At 72.5% G+C, this 18164-nt stretch carries 19 protein-coding genes; 5 read left to right on the top strand and 14 right to left on the bottom strand.

Annotated features, from left to right (window positions below):
• Positions 1 to 37: 37 nt before the first annotated feature.
• From E1295_RS16330 to E1295_RS16340, 3 genes are all read right to left on the bottom strand, one after another.
• Positions 38 to 1633, bottom strand: coding sequence for an IucA/IucC family siderophore biosynthesis protein (locus E1295_RS16330; protein WP_246080077.1), 1596 nt, complete (start codon positions 1631 to 1633; stop codon positions 38 to 40).
• A 63-nt stretch (positions 1634 to 1696) separates the two neighbouring features.
• Positions 1697 to 1954 (bottom strand): hypothetical protein, encoded by a 258-nt coding sequence (locus E1295_RS16335; protein ID WP_132631129.1) that lies wholly within the window; start codon positions 1952 to 1954, stop codon positions 1697 to 1699.
• Complete coding sequence (locus E1295_RS16340) at positions 1947 to 3017, bottom strand: glycosyltransferase family 9 protein (protein ID WP_132631130.1); 1071 nt, start codon at positions 3015 to 3017, stop codon at positions 1947 to 1949. Before E1295_RS16340 ends, E1295_RS16335 begins: the two co-directional genes overlap by 8 nt.
• Before the next feature lie 147 nt (positions 3018 to 3164).
• On the opposite strand from E1295_RS16340, the gene rfaE2 reads away from it, so the two are divergent.
• Positions 3165 to 4580, top strand: coding sequence for a D-glycero-beta-D-manno-heptose 1-phosphate adenylyltransferase (rfaE2, locus tag E1295_RS16345; protein WP_132631131.1), 1416 nt, complete (start codon positions 3165 to 3167; stop codon positions 4578 to 4580).
• A 15-nt stretch (positions 4581 to 4595) separates the two neighbouring features.
• Here the strand turns inward: rfaE2 and E1295_RS16350 are convergent, their stop codons facing one another.
• A complete protein-coding gene (locus tag E1295_RS16350) occupies positions 4596 to 5444 on the bottom strand; it encodes an alpha/beta fold hydrolase (RefSeq protein WP_132631132.1) in 849 nt (282 codons plus the stop codon).
• 55 nt (positions 5445 to 5499) lie between these two features.
• Positions 5500 to 7092: an IucA/IucC family protein gene (locus tag E1295_RS16355; protein WP_246080078.1), complete on the bottom strand. Its 1593-nt coding sequence runs from the start codon at positions 7090 to 7092 to the stop codon at positions 5500 to 5502.
• Positions 7093 to 7272: 180 nt separating this feature from the next.
• Between E1295_RS16355 and E1295_RS16360 the strand changes: the two genes are divergently transcribed.
• Positions 7273 to 7854 (top strand): TetR/AcrR family transcriptional regulator, encoded by a 582-nt coding sequence (locus E1295_RS16360; protein ID WP_132631133.1) that lies wholly within the window; start codon positions 7273 to 7275, stop codon positions 7852 to 7854.
• Positions 7855 to 7873: 19 nt separating this feature from the next.
• Positions 7874 to 8635 carry an SDR family NAD(P)-dependent oxidoreductase gene (locus E1295_RS16365; RefSeq protein ID WP_132631134.1) on the top strand — a complete coding sequence of 254 codons (762 nt, stop codon included), beginning with the start codon at positions 7874 to 7876 and terminating at the stop codon, positions 8633 to 8635.
• 5 nt (positions 8636 to 8640) lie between these two features.
• Here E1295_RS16365 and E1295_RS52440 read toward each other — a convergent pair whose 3' ends face one another.
• The 6 genes from E1295_RS52440 to E1295_RS16395 form a co-directional block, all read right to left on the bottom strand.
• Complete coding sequence (locus tag E1295_RS52440; RefSeq protein WP_132631135.1) at positions 8641 to 9582, bottom strand: D-ribose ABC transporter substrate-binding protein; 942 nt, start codon at positions 9580 to 9582, stop codon at positions 8641 to 8643.
• Between the two features lie 13 nt (positions 9583 to 9595).
• On the bottom strand, positions 9596 to 10558 hold the full coding sequence (locus E1295_RS52445) for an ABC transporter permease (protein ID WP_132631136.1): 963 nt from the start codon (positions 10556 to 10558) through the stop codon (positions 9596 to 9598).
• Positions 10548 to 12044 carry a sugar ABC transporter ATP-binding protein gene (locus E1295_RS16380; RefSeq protein ID WP_132631137.1) on the bottom strand — a complete coding sequence of 499 codons (1497 nt, stop codon included), beginning with the start codon at positions 12042 to 12044 and terminating at the stop codon, positions 10548 to 10550. The genes E1295_RS52445 and E1295_RS16380 overlap by 11 nt, the downstream gene beginning before the upstream one ends.
• 67 nt (positions 12045 to 12111) lie before the next feature.
• Entirely contained in the window at positions 12112 to 12354 is a 243-nt protein-coding gene (locus tag E1295_RS16385) for a DUF2283 domain-containing protein (protein WP_132631138.1), read from the bottom strand.
• Between the two features lie 5 nt (positions 12355 to 12359).
• Entirely contained in the window at positions 12360 to 13283 is a 924-nt protein-coding gene (locus tag E1295_RS49665; RefSeq protein ID WP_181958000.1) for a DUF4258 domain-containing protein, read from the bottom strand.
• The gene (locus E1295_RS16395) at positions 13280 to 13594 is read right to left on the bottom strand and encodes a hypothetical protein (RefSeq protein WP_132631139.1); all 315 of its coding nucleotides are present in this window, start codon (positions 13592 to 13594) and stop codon (positions 13280 to 13282) included. Before E1295_RS16395 ends, E1295_RS49665 begins: the two co-directional genes overlap by 4 nt.
• 128 nt (positions 13595 to 13722) lie before the next feature.
• Here E1295_RS16395 and E1295_RS16400 point away from each other — a divergent pair, with 128 nt between their 5' ends.
• Together E1295_RS16400 and E1295_RS16405 are read left to right on the top strand one after the other, a co-directional pair.
• Positions 13723 to 14115, top strand: a complete 393-nt coding sequence (locus E1295_RS16400; protein ID WP_132631140.1) for a YbaB/EbfC family nucleoid-associated protein — start codon at positions 13723 to 13725, stop codon at positions 14113 to 14115.
• 14 nt (positions 14116 to 14129) lie between these two features.
• Positions 14130 to 14501 (top strand): YbaB/EbfC family nucleoid-associated protein, encoded by a 372-nt coding sequence (locus E1295_RS16405; RefSeq protein WP_132631141.1) that lies wholly within the window; start codon positions 14130 to 14132, stop codon positions 14499 to 14501.
• 33 nt (positions 14502 to 14534) lie between these two features.
• Here E1295_RS16405 and E1295_RS16410 read toward each other — a convergent pair whose 3' ends face one another.
• From E1295_RS16410 to E1295_RS16420, 3 genes are read right to left on the bottom strand one after another with little or no spacing between them, the layout of a single operon-like run.
• The gene (locus E1295_RS16410) at positions 14535 to 14840 is read right to left on the bottom strand and encodes a hypothetical protein (protein ID WP_132631142.1); all 306 of its coding nucleotides are present in this window, start codon (positions 14838 to 14840) and stop codon (positions 14535 to 14537) included.
• A gap of 40 nt (positions 14841 to 14880) precedes the next feature.
• Positions 14881 to 15969, bottom strand: coding sequence for a sensor histidine kinase (locus E1295_RS16415; RefSeq protein WP_132631143.1), 1089 nt, complete (start codon positions 15967 to 15969; stop codon positions 14881 to 14883).
• Positions 15970 to 16026: 57 nt separating this feature from the next.
• Positions 16027 to 17982, bottom strand: coding sequence for a family 10 glycosylhydrolase (locus E1295_RS16420; protein WP_132631144.1), 1956 nt, complete (start codon positions 17980 to 17982; stop codon positions 16027 to 16029).
• Positions 17983 to 18164 lie beyond the last annotated feature (182 nt).

Below are 18164 nucleotides of genomic sequence, written 5' to 3' on the forward strand. Positions count from 1 at the left end.
CGACGACTCGCGCAGGATCCGGCGCGACGCACCTGACCTACGACGTCCTCTGAGCGAGGGGGTTGGGCAGCCGGGTCCAGCGGTCGCCGGGAGGCGCGTCGTCGAGCTGGGCGAGCAGGTGGGCCTTGGCCGCGAGATGCGTACCGAACACGGCGTCGCGGTCGGCGTCCGTGTCCGGCGTGCGGGGCAGCTCGTCGAGCACCTTGCGCGCGGCGGCGGCCACGACGTCCCACAACCGCGACTCGGCGGCGCGGTCGCGCCGTCCGAGCAGCGCGACCAGGCTGCCGAACGTGGTGCCGACGAGTGACCCGAGCAGCTTGCCGTGCAGCACGTCCGGGTCGTCGGTGAGCAGTCTGGGGCTGACCTGAGGGGTGTCGATCCCGTTGCGAGCGAGCCGGGCGGGGCTGATCCTGACGTCGGCCAGGTCCCGGTGGATCAGCCGGTACGGCAGGCAGTCACGGTCGAGCGCGACCAGCAGGTTCTGCCCATGGGCCTCCAGCGCCACGCCCAGGGAGAGCAGCCCGAGCGCATCCTCCAGAGCGGCCCTGGCGAACGCCGCCAGCCACGCGACCGGGTCGGCGATCATGTCGCGGGTGATCGCCGCCACGGGCAGCACGGTCTCCGCGCCGGCGCGCGGGGTGGGCTCGCGCAGCATGGCCGACAGGTCCGCGCTGTGCTCGCCGTCGACCCGCGCGGCGGCCCCCGCCAGGTAGCCGGCGACGGCGGGACGGCCGCCCAGCCGCTCCGACAACGTGGTGAGCAGGCGCGACAGGGGGACGCAGTCGCGTACGGAGCCGGGGGAGATGTCCCTGACGCTGGAGGTCATCCGGGTGCTGAACGCCGTCTTCACGTGCGGGCCGCCGTCCACGGGGGCGAGCGTCCGTACGGAGATCAGCGGCCGGGCCGGGATCGCCCCGGTCGCGTACGGGCGCAGACCCAGGCCGGGCAGGACATGGCGGGTCTGCCAGGGGTGCAGGGGGAGCAGGAGCCGGTCGCCGTCCATGAGCGCGCCCGGCCACGCGCCCGTGACCAGGCATTCGGCGGCGGGCAGCGCGACCAGGTCGAGGGCGACGGTGGTGCGGTGCTCCGGCATGTACGCCAGTTGCTCGGCCGCGGAGACGCCGGGACGGTTGCGGCAACCCGGATGGTACGGATGCCCGTCGACGACGCTCTGCTCGTGGTCCTCCGGCGTGTCCGGGCGGCCGGGTCCGGCCCTGGCGGTGGCGGCGGCGCGCGACAGGGCCAGCGAGGCGACGCTGTTGCCGAGGTCCTCGACCAGCCGGGTGGTGCCGGGCAGGGCGAGGGCGGCCAGCAGTTCGGCAGGGTGCGGGTACGGCCGGCCGTCCAGCCAGAGCGCCGCCTCGCCTTCGAGGTCGTACGGCTGCCGCGCCCGCCCCCGCAGCCGCCGTCCGTCCGCCAGCGGCACGCACGCCGGCCCGTCCCCGCCCGGTTGCGGGCAGACCGGTGCCGCGAGGCCGGGCAGCGGTTCGTACAGCAGGCTGCGCCACAGGCGTCCGAGCACGGCGGCTCTGGCGCCGGGCAGGGCGGCGGCGTAGGGCGCGGAGAGGTCCGGCCGGACGGTGGCCAGCTCGGCCTCGAACGCGGCCTCCGCTTTCCGTACATGTCGCATCATGTCCCGTAGCTACCCGGCGAATCGCCGGTCAGGGACCCGTCACGCGCCCGGCCCACGTGATTCCTATCCGGCGGGCACGTCCAGGAGCCCGAGACTGTCCTGCTCGCCCCTGCGCGTGATGACCTCGTTGATCGCGCGGGCAAGCTCCTGCCTGCTGTAGTCGCCCTCGCTCAGCTCGTTGAGGTGGGTGAGCACGTCGGCGGGCAGGTTCACGTGTTGCGACACCGCCGAGTACACCTCCCGCATCGCCACCCGGTCACGGCCGCGGAACGCCTCGTCGATGGCCTGCTGCAGTTCGTCGCGTACGGCGTGGTCAGTCATCGGCCTCATCCCCCGTAGGTCCGGCGAGCAGATCCTCCGCCTGCTCCATCACCATCTCGACCGAGACGTCGCACACCCACGACCGGTCGTGCGGGCAGCGCTGCGCGGCCGGGTCGACGCCGCTCGCGCCGCATGCCGGGCAGGCCGTGGTCCAGGAGATCAACGGGCGGTGGCGGGTCCTGCTGAGCGGCCCCGCGTTGATCAGGTTGCCGCACCAGTAGACGCCCACGGTGGGCGTGCCGACGGCGGCGGCAAGGTGGCGGGGGCCCGTGTCGTTGGCCACCAGCATGTCGCAGCGCTCGTACAGCGCGGCCAGCCCGCCGATGCCGAGCGCGCCGACGACGGCGACGGCGGGCCGCCGCATCGCCTCCACCACGCCCAGGACCAGGTCCTCCTCCTCGCGCGTGCCCGTCACCACGACCGGCCTGCCCAGCCGGTCGGCGACCTCGGCGAACCGTTCGACGGGCCAGCGCCGCCTCGGGTCGCGCGCTCCCGGGTGCACGGCCACCAGCCCCGGCGGAGGCTCGCCCAGCACGCCCGCCGCTTCCGCGCGGTCGGCCGCAGTGAGCGTCACCCGCGGCTCCAGCCCGCCCGCGACCCCGCCGACCAGCGCGGCGACCTGCAGAAACCGCAGCGTCTCGTGGTGATAGTCCGTGTACGGCACCCAGCGGTCCAGCCGTTCGGCCCCAGGCGCACGCATCCCCGCGGTCACCCTCGCGCCCAGCAGGCGTACGAACGGGTTGGAGAAGCGGCCGCCGCCGTGGATCTGCACCGCGAGGTCGAACCGGCGTCTGCGCAGCCGTTCGCACAGCCGGTCGGGCGCGGCGTGCCCCGGATCGGTCGTGGACACACCCGAGATCGGCGGCAGGGCCACCACGTCGTCCACGGGCCCCGGCCGGCCGGCCAGGAACGCGGCGTGCCACGGGGTGCCCAGCAGCGTCAGGTGCGCGCCGGGGTAGGCCCGTTTGAGCGCCTCCAGCGCCGGGACGGCCAGCAGGAAGTCGCCGAGGGCGTTGGCCCGGAGCACCGCGATCCGTTCCACCCCGCCGACGATCGCCGTCATCGTTCCTCCCGTACGGTAAGGCCGGGCGCGTGGTGTGCGGATGGGCGCTGCATAGCCGCCTGGCTACCCCGGGACGCCATGCCCGTAACCCCCGGACGAATAGTCCATCGCTGGTTTGACCTGGCCTTTTGCTGGTAAGCGCTACTCATGGGCACAGAGCGGGTCATCAGCGCCGCGGTCGTCGGCGACGTCATGCTCGACTCGTGGCTGCACGGCTCGGCCAAGCGCCTGGCGCAGGAGGCGCCGGTGCCCGTGATGAGCCTGGAAAACACCGTGGACGCTCCTGGCGGCGCCGCCAACACCGCCGCCAACCTGGTGGCGCTGGGGGCTCGCGTCCGGCTCGTCGGCGTCGTGGGCGACGACGAGTGCGGCGGGACGCTGCTGCGCTCGCTGCACCTGCGCGGCGTCGAGACGGACCTGGTGACGGTGCCGGGACGGCGTACCGCGCACAAGCGGCGGCTGGTCACCAGCGGCCAGCTGACCGCCCGCTACGACGAGGAGGACCTCGACGGCATCCCCGGCCACGCGGAGCGTGCGCTGCTCGCGCGGCTGGCCCGCGCCGCCGCGCAGGCCGACGTGGTGGTCGCGTGCGACTACGGGGGAGGCGTGTTCACCCCGGCCGTGCGCCGGGCGCTCGCCGGGGTGCCCCTGCTGGTGGTGGACGCGCACGCGGTGGCCGCGTGGCGCGAGTGCGGGCCGGCCGCGGTGCTGCCGAACTTCGCCGAGGTCGTACGCCTGGTCGACGACGGCGTGGACCCGCCCGACCGGCCGGCCTACCTGTCGGCCAGGTCCGAGCGGCTGCTGGAGCTGACCGGCGCCGGGATCGTGGTGACCACGCTCGACGGTGAGGGCACGCTGCTGCACAGGCGCGGCCGGCCGCCGTACCGGACGTACGCCAGGCCCGCCCCGCAGCACATGGCGACGGGCGCGGGCGACACCTTCACCGCCGCGTTCGCGCTCTGGCTGGCGGGCGGAGCCTTGCCCGAGGAGGCCGCGGAGGCGGGCCAGGCGGCGGCCGGCGTCGTCGTACGGCGGCAGGGGACGGCCGTCTGCACCCGGCACGAGCTGATGCGCGCGCTGCGCCGCCACGAGGGGACGGTGCAGTCGGCGGAGAGCCTCGCCCAGCTGCTGGACGAGCACCGGCGCAGGGGCGAGCGGGTGGTGTTCACCAACGGCTGCTTCGACGTGCTGCACCGGGGGCACGTGGCCTACCTGGAGGAGGCGGGGCGGCTCGGCGACGTGCTCGTGGTGGCGGTCAACAGTGACGCGGGCGTGGCCCGGCTGAAGGGCCCTGGACGCCCGGTCAACCCGTGCGAGGACCGCATGTCCGTGCTGGCGGCGCTCAACGACGTCGACTACGTGACCGAGTTCGACGAGGACACGCCCGAGCGGCTGCTCAGGATGGTCCGGCCAGAGATCTACGTGAAGGGCGGCGACTACACGCCGGAGATGCTCTCCGAGGCCCCGCTGGTGCGCTCGCTGGGCGGCGAGGTGCGCGTGCTCGGTTACGTACGCGACCGGTCGTCCACCGCCATCATCGGCCGCATGCGGGCGACGCCCTGAGGGCCGGCCGCCGGCTCAGAGCCGGACCGCGAGCGCCCTGGCCAGCCACGGGCGCAGGACCGGCAGCACGGTCGCCGAGTGCATGGCGGACATGTGGTCGAGCCCGTCGAGCACCTGGACGTCCCAGCCGAGGGCTTCGAGCTCGTCCTTGTGCCGGGTCAGGGTGCCGCCGATGCTGACGTGCGTGCCGCTCCAGCGCTCGTCGTAGCGGATCTCGTCGGCCGAACCGGCGAAGCAGAGCCGGGGACAGGAGAGGCGCACGGCCTTGTCGTCGAACCCCTGCAATCCCTCGTAGAGGGTGACGAACTGCCGGGCCTGCTCCTCGGACGTGGCCACCTCGGCCGACGACCAGTCGTACTCGTCGCCCGTGCCGCTCTGCGCGGGCTCGGCCGGCTTCTGCCCGGTGGCCAGGTCGTACGTCGCCCGGGTCACGCGCAACATCTCGGCGTACGGCGCTCCGAACGCGGGGAAGCCGCCCATGACGAGCGCCGAGAGCCGGTCGGTCCTGATCGCCAGCTGCAACCCGCTCACCGCCAGCCACGAGTAGCCGTAGTAGGCGAACCGCCCGGCGCCCGCCGCGTCGGCCACGGCCAGCAGGTCGGCCGCGACGGCGGCGGGCGTGAGGGTGTCGGGCTTGGGCGTGGCCATGACGTGCCCGAGGTAGTCGAAGGTGATGACCTGGAAGGTGTCGCGCAGACCGTCGATGAGCGAACGCCCGAGCGCGGGGTCGGTGCCCCACTTCCGCAGTTCCTCGGCGCGCTCGCCCTCGACCGGGGTGGGGTCGACGGGCAGCAGCAGGGCCGGGCCGGTGCCGTGCACCTCCACGTCGATGGTGCCGCCGTCGTGCAGTGTCGCCTTGGCCATCGGGGCTCCTCATCTGATTCCGTACGCCGTAAAGTGTTTGCTCCGCGACAATAGCTTATGGCGTAAAGAGTCTCAACGGGTTGGGGACGGGCACGCACCTCATGTCCCCGCCGTCGGCGTCCAGCCAGCGCAGCGTGAGGTTGGCCTTGGCCGGCACGTACGGCGCCGACAGCAACTCCCGCACTTCCCGGTGATCGCCCGCGGCGGCGAACACGGCCCTCGCCCGCGCCCACACCTCGGCGCGCAGCCGCGGATGCCGGGCCGCGACGGCGCCCGCGATCTCCTGCAGATGGTTGGTCACCAGGCAGTACACCAGCCGTTCCCAGGCGTAGGAGCGCTTGACCAGCGGCGCGTCCGTGAGCGCGGCATGCCGGTCCGCGACCAGCTTGACGCCCTCGTGGTCGCGGAAGACGGCCTGCGCGGGCATGCCCTGCCCGTCCACCGCGATCAGCACGTTCTGCAGGTGGCATTCGAGCACCACGCCGTGGCGCAGATAGGCGTGCAGCAGCGGGGGCACCACGTGGTCGAGATAGCGGCACCACCACGCCAGCGCCTGCTCCTCGCCCAGCCCGTCGAGCGGGTTGCCGGGGAACCCCTCGGCGATCGCCGCCGCCAGCAGCGCCGTCAGCCCGGGACGGACGTGCTCGCGCAGCCCGTCGCGGACGATCACCGCCAGTGCCTCGCCGCCGTCCGAGCCCAGCCGGGCGCTGCGGTAGCCGCGGTCGCGCAGCACGGCCGGGCGCGGCAGGTGGCCGGGTAGGTCGTCGAAGGCCAGGTCCAGCGCGTCGGCCACCACGGGCAACCTGCGCAGGTCGCGCAGCCACAGCCGGCGCACGTCGTTCGTGATGCGTACGTCCAGGCTGAACTTGCAGAACAGGTCCTGCTCCGGCAGGTACACCGTGCGGATGGACGCCGTCGGCACGGCCACGGCCGCCGTGACCCCGAGGTGGCGCAGCCGCCCGCCGCGCAGCCCGCCCAGCAGCTCCACCTGCCAGGGATGGGCGGGCAACGCCACCAGCCCGTCCGCGAACCCGAAGTGGTCGAGGCCGGTCGTGTCGCCCTGCTCGACCAGGTCCTCGGCGGGCACGCCGAGCAGGGGCAGGGCGAAACGCGCGTGCGCCTCCGGCGAGTACCGCAACCACGCCCGCGGCCCCGACCCGCCGCGCGCCTTGGGCGCGGGATGGTAGCGGTGGCCCGCCACCAGTGCCTGCTCGGAACGCAGGTACGGGTCCGCGGGCGGCGTGGCGGCGCGCCTGGCGGCCAGCAGCGCGGCCGTGACGTCCCGGCTGTGCAGGATCTCGGCGGGCAGCGTGTCGTTGCCGACCCCCGTGCCCGCGCGCAACTCGGCGCAGACCAGGGTGAGCAGTTCACCCAGCGACAGTGCGCGCCAGCCGCCGGGCGTGCGCAGGGCGGGAGCGCCGGGGTGGCGCGCGCCGCCGACCGGCGGGGTGCCGCCCACCCGCAGGGCGCCGCCGACCCGCAGGATGCGGCCGGTCGCGGGCAGCTCGTACGTCCCCGGTCCCGGGCCCGCGGGTCGGGCCAGCTCGCGGAGCAGGCAGTTGAGCAGCGCCGTCACCGCGAGGTCGTCGGCCTCCGCGTCTTCCTCTCTCCGCCCGGTCGGCGGAAGGAGGCCGTAAGTGGTTGCCATGGCGAGCTTCTCCTACCTTTCGTTCGGCACTCCCCGGCCGGAACCCGGGACCCCCGGGACCCGCCCCTGGCACCTGCCCCGGCGGCGGGGCCTCACGACCGGATTCCCGCCCGTTCTGCGGACCGGTTCAGGTGCCCTCTATTTGGACCGAACGGTCTTGAATGTGCTACCGTCTCCGGCATGGCGAGGAGCAAGGAGTTCGATCCCGACGTCGCGTTGCAGGGAGCGCTGGAACTGTTCTGGGAGCGCGGCTACGAGGCGACGTCGATGGCCGACCTCGTCGAGCACCTGGGCGTCGCGCGGGCGAGCATCTATGCCACGTTCGGCGGCAAGCGGGAGCTCTACCTGCGGGCGCTGGAGCGCTACCTGGGGCAGCGCGACATCGTCGGGCCGCTGTCCCAGCCGGGGCCGGCGCTGCCCGCGATCCGGGCGTTCCTCGACGCCTACGTCGCCGAATGCCTGGCCGACGAGCTGCGGAGAGGCTGCATGGTGGTGAACACCGCCGTGGAGTTCGCCGCGCGCGACGCCGCCGTGTCGGCGAAGGTGGCGGCGAGCTGGACGGAGCTGGAGACCGCGTTCGCCGCCGCCCTCGTCAGGGCGCGGGCCCAGGGCGAGATCCCCGAGGAGAAGGACCCGCACGCGCTGGCCAGGTTCCTGCTCGTCCTGCTGCAGGGCGTCAGGGTGCTGGGCAGGGCCGACCCCGATCCGCACCGGCGGCTGCGCGACGCGGTCGATCAGGCGATGAACGTCATCCGAATTTAAGAACGATTGGTATGGAATAATGGCTGGACGTTTTGCAGGCAAGGTCGCGCTCGTCACGGGTGCGAGCGGGGTCGTCGGCCGGGCGGCCGCGCTGGCGTACGCGAGGGAGGGCGCGGCGGTGCTGCTCGCGGGCCGCGACGCCGGGCGGCTGGACGAGGTCGTGCGGCAGCTCGAGGCCGGCGGAGGGCGGGCCGCGGCGTTCACCGTGGACATCACCAGGTCCGCCGAGGTCGCCGCCATGGTGGACGCGGCCGTCACCCGCTGGGGGCGGCTCGACGTGGCGCTCAACGCGGCCGGGATCTTCGGCACGCTGGCACCGGTGACCGGCTATGACGAGGACGTCTGGGACGACGTGCTGGCGGTCAACCTCAAGGGCGTGTTCCTGTCGATGAAGCACGAGATCGCCCACATGCGCGCGCACGGCGGTGGCGTCATCGTCAACGTCGCCTCCAACCTCGGCGCCCACTGGCGGATGCCCGGGGCCGGCGCCTACGTCGCGTCGAAGGCGGCCGTGAGCCACCTGACGCGCACGGCGGCGATCGAACACATCGCGGAGGGCGTACGCATCAACGCCCTCAGCCCCGGCCCCATCGACTCGCCCATGTCCTCGCGGCCCGGCGAGACCACCGAGGAGCGGGACATCCGGATGAAGGACGCGCTGCCGATCGGCCGGGTCGCCGCCCCCGAGGAGATCGCCGCCGCGGCGCTGTGGTTGTCGTCGCCCGAGTCGTCGTTCGTCGTGGGCCACGACCACGTGATCGACGGCGGCGCCACCGCCTGACCTCCTCAGGAGGTCAGGAAGTCCGCCACGTTCTCCTTCGTCACCACCTTGACCGGCACCGCGACCGTCTTCTGCACCGTCTCGCCCTTGGCGACCCGCACGGCGGCCTCCACCGCCTGCTTGCCGAGCAGCTTCGGCTGCTGCGCGACGGTGGCGGCCATGGTGCCGGACTGCACCGCCTTCAGCGCGTCCGGCGTACCGTCGAAGCCGACGACCTTGACCTGCTGACCGGCCTTGACCCCCAGCGCCTTGATCGCACCCAGCGCCATCTCGTCGTTCTCCGCGAACACGCCGGTGACGCCGGGATGCGACTGGATCAGGTTCGTCATGACGTCGAGGCCCTTGGTCCTGTCGAAGTCGGCCGGCTGCTTGGCGACGACCTTGATGCCGGGGTACGCCGCGATGCCCTGGGTGAACCCCTGGCCGCGGTCGCGCGAGGCGGAGGTGCCGGGTGTGCCCTGCAACACGGCCACCTGGCCCTTCTCGCCTAGCTGCGCGGCCAGCTCCTGCGCGGCCATCTTGCCGCCCGCCACGTTGTCGGAGGCCACCGTCTGCGCCACCTCCGCGCCGGTGACGCCCCGGTCGGCCGCGACGACCGGGATGTTCACCCGCTCGGCCGCCTTGACCGCCGGCGCGGCCGCGTCGGAGTCGACCGGGTTGATGATGATCGCCTTCATGTTCTGGCTGGTAAAGTTCTGGACCTGGTTGACCTGCTGCGAGGCGTCGTTCTGGGCGTCGGTGACGGTGAGCGTGGCCCCGCGGGTCTTCGCCTCGGCCTGCGCGCCGTCGCGCAACTGGACGAAGTACGGGTTGTTCAGCGTCGACACCGACATGCCGAGCTTCAGCTCGGCCTCCCCCGCGCCGCCGCCCTCTCCGCCGCCGCCGGCCGTGCCGCACGCGGCCAGCCCGAGCACGGCCGCGGCCATGATGATCGCGGGACTGCGCATAATCTATCCCCTCCTAGTTGGTACCTCTGCGCCGCAGGGTGTCGACCAGGACCGCGAGCGCGATCACCACGCCGATCACGACCTGCTGCCAGAACGCCGACACCGACAGCAGGTTCAGCCCGTTGCGCAGCACGGCCAGGATGAGCGCGCCGACCAGCGTGCCGAGCGCCCGGCCCTTCCCGCCGGACAGGCTCGCCCCGCCGATCACCACGGCCGCGATCGCGTCCAGCTCGTAGCCCGCCGCCGCCTGCGGCTGCGCCGAGGCCAGGCGGCTGGCCAGCACGATCCCGGCCACCGCGGCGAACCCCCCGGACAGCGCGTACGTGATGAGCAGCTGCCGGTCCACCTTGATGCCCGACAGCCGCGCGGCCTCCTGGTTCCCGCCGATCGCGTACATGGCCCGGCCCGGATAGGTCCTGTTCAGGATCACGGCCGCGATCACGCCCATGACGACCATCACGATCAGCGGGATCGGCAGGTACGCCCCGATCGTGCCGCCCAGCTCCGACACGGCGTCGGGCATCGCGATCGGGCTGCCCTCCGAGACGACCAGGGCCAGGCCGCGGGCGATGCCGAGCATGGCCAGCGTGGCGATGAACGGCGGCAGCTTGCCGTACGCGATGAGTGCCGCGCTGACCAGCCCGCACGCGACGCCCACCGCGAGCGACACCAGCGTGGCCAGCGGCCACGGCATCCCGGCGGAGGTGGCGGTCCAGGCGAGCGAGATCGCCGACAGCGCGGCGACAGACCCGACGGACAGGTCGATGCCGCCCGTCACGATCACGAACGTCGACCCGAACGCCAGGATCGCGGTGACGGCGGCCTGGACGCCGACGTTGAGCAGGTTCGTCAGGCTCAGGAAGTCGCCCGACAGCAGCGACAGCGCGACGACCAGCACCACGAGCGCGACGACGGCGCCGTTCTCGGCGAGCCACGCGGCGGCCGGCGAGCGGCGCGGGAGCACGTCAGCGGACATGGGAGGCCTCCGTGGTCGCCAGCGCCATCACGGCGTCCTGCGTCGCCTCGGCGGCGGGCAGTTCGCCGACGAGCCGCCCCCGCGCCATGACGAGGATCCTGTCGCTCATCCCGAGCACCTCCGGCAGGTCACTGGAGATCATGAGCACCGCGTCACCGGCGGCGGTGAGCGCGTTGACGAGCTGGTAGATCTCGACCTTGGCCCCGACGTCCACGCCGCGCGTCGGCTCGTCGAGGATGAGCACGTTCGCGTCGGCCGCCAGCCACTTGCCGATGACCACTTTCTGCTGGTTGCCGCCGGAGAGCGTGCGCACCTCCTGGCTCAGGCCGGTCATCCGGATGCCGAGCTGCTCGGCCACCTTGGCGGCGATGCCGCGCAGGCCCGACCGGTCGACGAACCCGGCCCGCGTGGCGTCACGCATGGTGACCAAACCCAGGTTCTCGGCTACGTCCGCGCCCAGCACCAGGCCCTGGGCCTTGCGGTCCTCGGGGACCAGGCCGAGCCCGGCCTCCAGGGCGGCGTGCACGTCGCCCGGCGGTAGCCGCCGGCCGCGTACGAACACCTGGCCAGCGTCGTAGCGGTCGGCGCCGAACACCGCGCGGGCCACCTCCGTGCGGCCCGCACCCACGAGCCCGGCCATGCCGACCACCTCGCCCGCCCGCACGTCGAACGACACGTCGTCGAACACGCCGCGCCGGGTCAGCCCCCGCACCTCCAGCAGCGGCTCTCCCCGTTCGGCCGGCCGCCGGGGGTACTGCTGGTCGATGGGCCGCCCGACCATGAGGCCGACCAGCTCGTCCCGCCGGGTGTTCGCCGGCACCTCGGCCACGGACCTGCCGTCGCGCAGCACCGTCACCCGGTCGCCGATGGCGGCGATCTCCTCCAGGTGGTGGGTGATGAACACGACGGCCACACCCTCGTCGCGCAACTGCCTGACGATGGCGAACAGCCTGGCCACCTCGCTCGTGGTGAGCACCGCGGTCGGCTCGTCCATGATGAGCACGCGCGCGTCCAGCGCCAGCGCCTTGGCGATCTCCACCATCTGCATGCGGGCGATGCCCAGCCTGGCGGTCGGCGTGCGCGGGTCCACGTCCACGCCGACCCGTTGGAGCAGCTCGCCCGCCTGCTGCTCCATGCGTTCGACGTCCACGAACCCGAACCTGCGCGGCGGCCGGCCGAGCGCCAGGTTCTCCGCCACCGTGAGCTGCGGGACGAGGTTGAACTCCTGGTAGATGGTCGCGATGCCGAGCCGCTGCGCGTCGCCCGCCGAGCGGATGTGCACCTGCCTGCCGTCCATGAGCACCCGGCCGCCGTCCGGATGGTAGGCCCCGGACAGGATCTTGATCAGCGTGCTCTTGCCCGCGCCGTTCTCGCCCAGCAGCACGTGCACCTCGCCGGCGCGCAGGCGCAGGTCGACCGCGTCGAGCGCGACCACGCCCGGGAACGTCTTCCGCAGTCCTTCGGCCCTGAGAATCTCCTGGCTCACATAGGAGCCCTTTCCTCACAGAGGAGCGACGAACCCAGCAAGGCGAGGCGGGCCTCGGCCCGTTACCTCAGGTCAGTTCCTGGCCCGTTTCGTCGTTCTGCGCCGCCGAGAGGGTCGCGGGGCGCAGGATGCGGGAGGCGCCGACGATCTCGATCCCCAGCAGGGCGCCCTCCTTGTCCATATCGAGGATGACATATCCCGGGATCTCGTCGGCCTCCACCGGGATCTGGGTCGCCGACTCGCCGGCGTTGATGTGGTCGACGAGGTAGATGTAGGCGACGTCGTTCTCGTCGTTGTATTCGATCCGCAAGCCTGCTACTTCTTTCTTCTCCAGAAGGTGGTGATGACCTTGAAATTGTCATCACCACGGATCACCACCAGTCCGTCGTCCCTCTCGTACTCCGACGTGTCGGGCTTCTTGCCGGGCCTCCTGGTTCCCTTCGACAGGGTCTCATTGATGTCCTGCTCGGAGACGTCGCGCTCTTCCTGGCGCTGCCGTGCGTGGCGGGAGAAGAACCCTCCGTTGTTGTCGCCACCCGAGTTGCCCCTGCCCCTGCCGCCGCTCCTGCGGCCCATCTGGGCGATGCCGTCCTGGACGGAGCGGGGGCCGGACGGCGAGCGCAGTCCTGCCGGGCGCATCGGGATGCTGCGGCCGCCCGTGCCCGCCAGGGCGGGCGTGCCGCGAGGGCCGTTGAGGCGGTGGAGATCGTCGAGGATGCGGCGGCCCGGTTCGGTGACCCGGCGGCGCAGCAGCTGGCCGAGCACGTTGCCCGTGCCCTGCACGCCCTCTTTCCTGATCTTCCGGTTCGCGGCCCGTGCCATGAGGATGCGCCTGACAGCGAACGCGGTGCCGCCGGCCGCGGCACCCAGGGCCAGCAGCCGGGCGACGTCGACCGAGGCGTGCGCCGCCTGGACGATGGTCGCGACCTTCACCCCGGACACCACGTTGGCCGCGCCTTCGAGCCCCACGGGCGCCAGCCTCGCCGCGTTGGCGGCCTGGTCCAAGTGGCCGCCGCTGAGCCCGGTCCTGTCCCAGTGGGCCTGCAGGGCGGTGCCGGACTCGCCGCCGTAGTGCTGCCCGGCGCCGCGTACCGCCGTCTCTCCTTGTGCGGCCGCGGAGGCCCCCTGCGTGGCCGTGGCGCGTGAGGCGGCGCTCTCCGTCCGCATGTCGTCCTCGTCGATGGTGTACCAGGGGCTCACCATCGGCATGAAGCCGCTGACCTCTGGGGGTACGGTCATGCCCATGCGGCACCGGGATCTCTGAAGGCTTCGGCGTTCGCGGCCTCGGCGTCGTTGGTGTTCCTGACCGCGAGGTGCATGCCGGTGCCGGTGTCCTGCATCACCGTGGACAGCCCCTGGTGCACGGCCATCGACACGTCGCGGCTTTCCGCGTACGCGGCGATGAACAGGCCGAACGTGCCGTCGTCCCCGAAGGAGGAGGTGCCGCGTTGCGCGAGGGGGTTGAGAGCGGCGTGGTGCTCCTCCGCGTGAGTACTGACCAGGGAGGCATCTTGCCCCGTTCCTCCCCGGTCCATCTCCATTCCCGTCATTCCGTGGATACTACTGCGGCTCAATGGCAATATTTCGGCACTTATCGGAACATGACACACAACAGTAAGACTCGCCCCCCGGGTCGCTAGAATGGCCGATGGTTCGCCCGTGACCATCGGAGTGAGACATGCGCCCACCAGCACCGGAAGACGACGCGGAGTACGTGGCCGACTACGTCCAGAAGAGCCGCGAGGTCATTCGCGGCATCAAGGACGCGCAGACCGCGATCAGGCAGGTTCAGGGCCGGGCGGAGAGCAGGGACGGGCTCGTCGAGGCGGCCGCCGACGGCCACGGGAGAGTGACGCGCCTGCGCATCGACCCGCGGGCACTGCGGCAGGGCGAACGGATGCTCGGCGGCCAGGTGACGGCAGTGCTCCGCGCCGCGCAGGAGGAGGCCGCGCGCCAGGCGCAGGAGATAGCGGACGAGGTCTCCGAACGCGCCGACGCGCTGCCGAAGCCGCTCGATGAGACGTTCGTCCGCGACCGGGTCGAGCAGGCGGCCCGCGACCTTCTTTCCTAGAACGGAGGCGAGACGTGTACGGCTTCGACCAGCCCTCCGGCGACGAGGAGGACGTCGACGCGCCCGCCCGGCAGGCCGATCAGCTCATGGCCCGGATGGAGGCCGCGCAGGAGCACCTCGACAAGATCGTCGGCACCGGCAGAGGGCCGTCGAGACACGTGACGGCCTCGGTCGACCAGGAGGGCCGCGTCCTCGACGTCACGTTCGACGCCCGCGCCATGCGCCTGGGCAGCAGGGACCTGGCCGACGAGGTGCTCGCGGCGCTCGGTGAGGCGTGCGCCGACGCCGAGCGGCAGACCGACGAGGTGCTACGCGAGGCCATCCCCGGCTACGACCCCGTGGCCGCGCGGGCCGAGCTGGAGCAGGCGCTGGCCGGCTGGGACTGACGGCTCACGCCCCGGCGGGCCGGGCGATCGCCCTCATCCGCCGATGGTGCCGGCGTCGTCACTGGCCTTGTAGGTGGCGGAGGCCTTCGTGAGTTTGTCCTCCTCGTCGCTGAGCGCTCCGGCCAGCAGCGTCAACGCCCTCCCGATGGTCTCCAGGCGTTCCTCGCGACTGCGCCAGTAGCTTTCGCCGTAGTCGTCGCCGCCGAGAGCGGCCCTGATCGCCCTCTGGGCTTCTTCGTACCGGGACTCGACGTCCGACACGGCCGCCCCCATGTCGCCCATGCCCTCGGCCAGGCCGCGCAGGTGGCTCCGGCTGTACCGGAAGCCGTTGAACTCCATCGATTCAGCCCTTCGGTGCGCTGACATATCGTCCGTACGTTCACGGCCGCGACGTGGGGAACGACGCCTCGACCCGGAAGCCGCCGTCGGCGTCATGGCCGATCTCCATGGTGCCGCCTGCCAGCTCCACGTGCCGGCACAGGTCGAGCAGGCCCATGCCCGGGTCGCTCACCGCCACCCAGGCGTCCGGCCTGCCGGGGGTGTTGCGCACGCTCAGCCGTACCGCTCCCGGCCGGTAGCTCACCTGCACCCGCGCGTCCGCGCCGGGCGCGTGCTTGCGCACGTTGGTCAGGGCCTCCTGAACCATCAGGTACGCCGCCCGCCCCACCACGCCGGGCACCGGCTCGGGCGTGCCGGTCACCGCCAGCTCGACGGGCACTCCCGCGCACGCCGACTCGGTGATCAGCGGGCGCAGATCGGGCAGCGGCAGCCCCAGGTCGAAGCCCTCGCCTGAGCCGCGCCGCAGCAGCGCCACCATGTGCCGCAGCTCGTCAAGAGCCTCGCAGCCCGTCGCCCGCAGCTCCTCGGCCGCCGTACGCACCCGCTCGTCGGGCGCGTTCATGGCCAGCATCCCGGCCTGCAACACCATCCGGCTCACGCGATAGGTGACCACGTCGTGCATCTCGCCCGCCAGCCGTTCGCGCTCGACCCGCTCCGACCGTTCCGCCAGGCCGCGCTGGAGCCGGGCCCGGACGGCGGTGTACATGCCGTACATGACCGCGAGCGCGATCACCGTCTCCGTGCGCAGGACGAGAGGCATCCGGTGGGGCAGCGCCAGCACCGCGAGAGCCAGCACGATCACCGGCAGCCACTGCGCCGCCCCGCGGTACCTGTCGCGGGCGAAGGCCATCGCGCCGTACGCGGCGAACGCGGCCGCAGGCGGCCAGAGCGGCGCGCCCGCGGGCGGGACCACGGCGGGCGCCGCGAACACGAGCAGCACGGGCAGGGCGAGCGCCGTGCCCGCGCTGATCCACGCGACCGTGAGCGGGGCCCTGCGCATCCAGAGCACCGGCAGCGCCGACGCCATCAGCAGCGCCAGCACCGGACCCTCGTAGCCGGTCGCCGCGGTCAGGCCTGCCGCGACCATGACCGCGATCGCGTCGATCGGCCGCGGGCGGGCTCCGTCCACCGGCTCATCGTACGATCGGGGGCCGGGCCTGCCCACCCTCCAGTGCACGCCCCGACGTCACACCCTGGTGATGCGGACCGCGTCGGCGATCACGTAACCCGCGGCGGAGGTCCAGCGGCTCACGCCGACCACGTCGTAGGTGCCGGCCGCCAGCGGGTACGTCCCCAGCACCCGCCACTGCCCGCCCCCCGAACGCTGGTCGACGGCGACCGTCCGGTTGCCGCCGGAGGCCGCCACGATGTGCGGGGCCGCGCTGTTGTAGCCGGGATCCGCCGGATGCCACACCTCGACCCGGTAGTTCCCCGCGCTGGGGATGGCCGCACGGAACCAGGCCGGGTCGCTGGCGGACACCGGCTCGGCGAAGCGGTAGTCGCTGCCGTGCAGCTGCCCGGAGAAGGAGGAGGTGCCCCAGTTCGGGCCGGCGGTGAAGCCGGGGCCGGCGTTGTCGACGACGACGCTGAACGCGCCGCCGCCCGCCTCCACGACCCGGCCCGCGCTCGGCGACCCCTCCTGGTGGGTGCGGTTGAGCGCGCTCACGTAGTACGTGTAGGCCGACCCGCCGGCGGTCGTGTCCGTGAACGTGCGCTGCCGGGTCGTCGTGACCAGGTTGCGGGCGTCGGCGAAGAAACATGGGTCGGCCGCGGACTGCGTCCCGTCCACCCGGTAGACCGCGTACGCGGTGCCCGAGCCGTTCCAGGCCAGCCGTACGCCGTCGGTGGCCCGCGTGGCCGACGTGATCGCCGGCGCGCCCGGCGCGCCGCCGGAGCCGCGCGCGGGCAGGAGCGCGGGCCTGGTGTAGTGGGCGTTCACGACCCGGGTGAACGCCCCGATCCTGTCGGCCCTGACGTCCTTGGCGCTGAAGAACACGTCGCCGACGACTTCGGGATGTCTCCTGTTGTCGTGGAGGTGGTCGCTCAGCTCGGCCGGGTCCTGCCAGGCGGCGTCCTCGCCGGACGCGCCCGCCCGGTAGGCGGCCTGGCCGACGACGAGCTGCACGCCGGTGTTCCGTACGACGTCCGACCACCAGGCGGTGAGCACCTCGTACGCGGCGGTGGAGAACCCGATGTGCCAGTAGATCTGCGGCGAGATGTAGTCGACCCAGCCCTGCTTGACCCATTCGCGGCTGTCGGCGTAGATCGCGTCGTACGACTGCAGGCCCGAGGTGCGCGAGCCGAGCGGGTCGGTGCCGGCGTTGCGCCAGATGCCGAACGGGCTGATCCCGAACGAGACGTGCGGCTTGGCGGCGTGGATGCGCTGGCCGAGTTCGCGTACGAGGAGGTTGACGTTGTTGCGCCGCCAGTCGCCGATGGTGGCGAACCCGGAGCCGTACCTGTCGTACGTGGCCGCGTCGGGGATGGTCTGGCCGCTCACCGGATAGGGGTAGAAGTAGTCGTCGAGGTGCACGCCGTCCACGTCGTAGCGGGAGACGGCGTCCATGATCGCGTCCTCGATGAAGGCCCGGACCTCCGGGATGCCCGGGTTGTAGTAGAGCTTGCCGCCGTAGGCGAAGCGCCAGCCCGGGTTCCTGCGGGCGGGGTGCGTGGAGACCAGCCTGTTCGGGTCGGCGTGGTTGGCGATCCGGTACGGGTTGAACCAGGCGTGAAACTCCAGGTTGCGGGCGTGTGCCTCGTTCACCATGAACGCCAGCGGGTCGTAACCCGGGTCGCGGCCCTGGGTGCCGGTCAGCCACTGCGACCACGGCTCGTGCGGCGACGGCCAGAACGCGTCGGCCGTGGGCCTGATCTGCACGATCACGGCGTTCATGCGCTTGCGCACGGCGAGGTCCAGCCAGGCGCGGAACTCCGCCTGCTGTGCCGACACGCTCAGCCCCGTGCGGCTCGGCCAGTCGATGTTCGCGACCGACGAGATCCACATGGCTCTGAGCTGGCGTTTCGGGGTCGCTGGGTCGGTCGCGCAGGCGGCCGACGCGGCGACGGGGGCGGGGGTGGGGGCCACGATGCCGACGAGTGCGGCGGTGAGCGCCGCCAGGACGGTACGCACGAGCGCGGTCACGAAAGGAAGTTTCAGCGTCGCTCAGCGAAAGCGCAATAGTTTTCAGGGGCCCAATCTCACGAGCCTCTCCTCTCCCGGAAAGGTGGGGCGAAAAGTTTCACTTAACCGGGAAGTAATGTCAATTATCGACATTAGTCAGGAAGATGTCGTACCGTGCCCCCGTTACCCCCAACGAGGAGCAC

Origin of the sequence: Nonomuraea mesophila (genome assembly GCF_004352805.1) — a bacterium.
In the GTDB taxonomy this organism is placed as follows: Bacteria; Actinomycetota; Actinomycetes; order Streptosporangiales; family Streptosporangiaceae; genus Nonomuraea; species Nonomuraea longispora.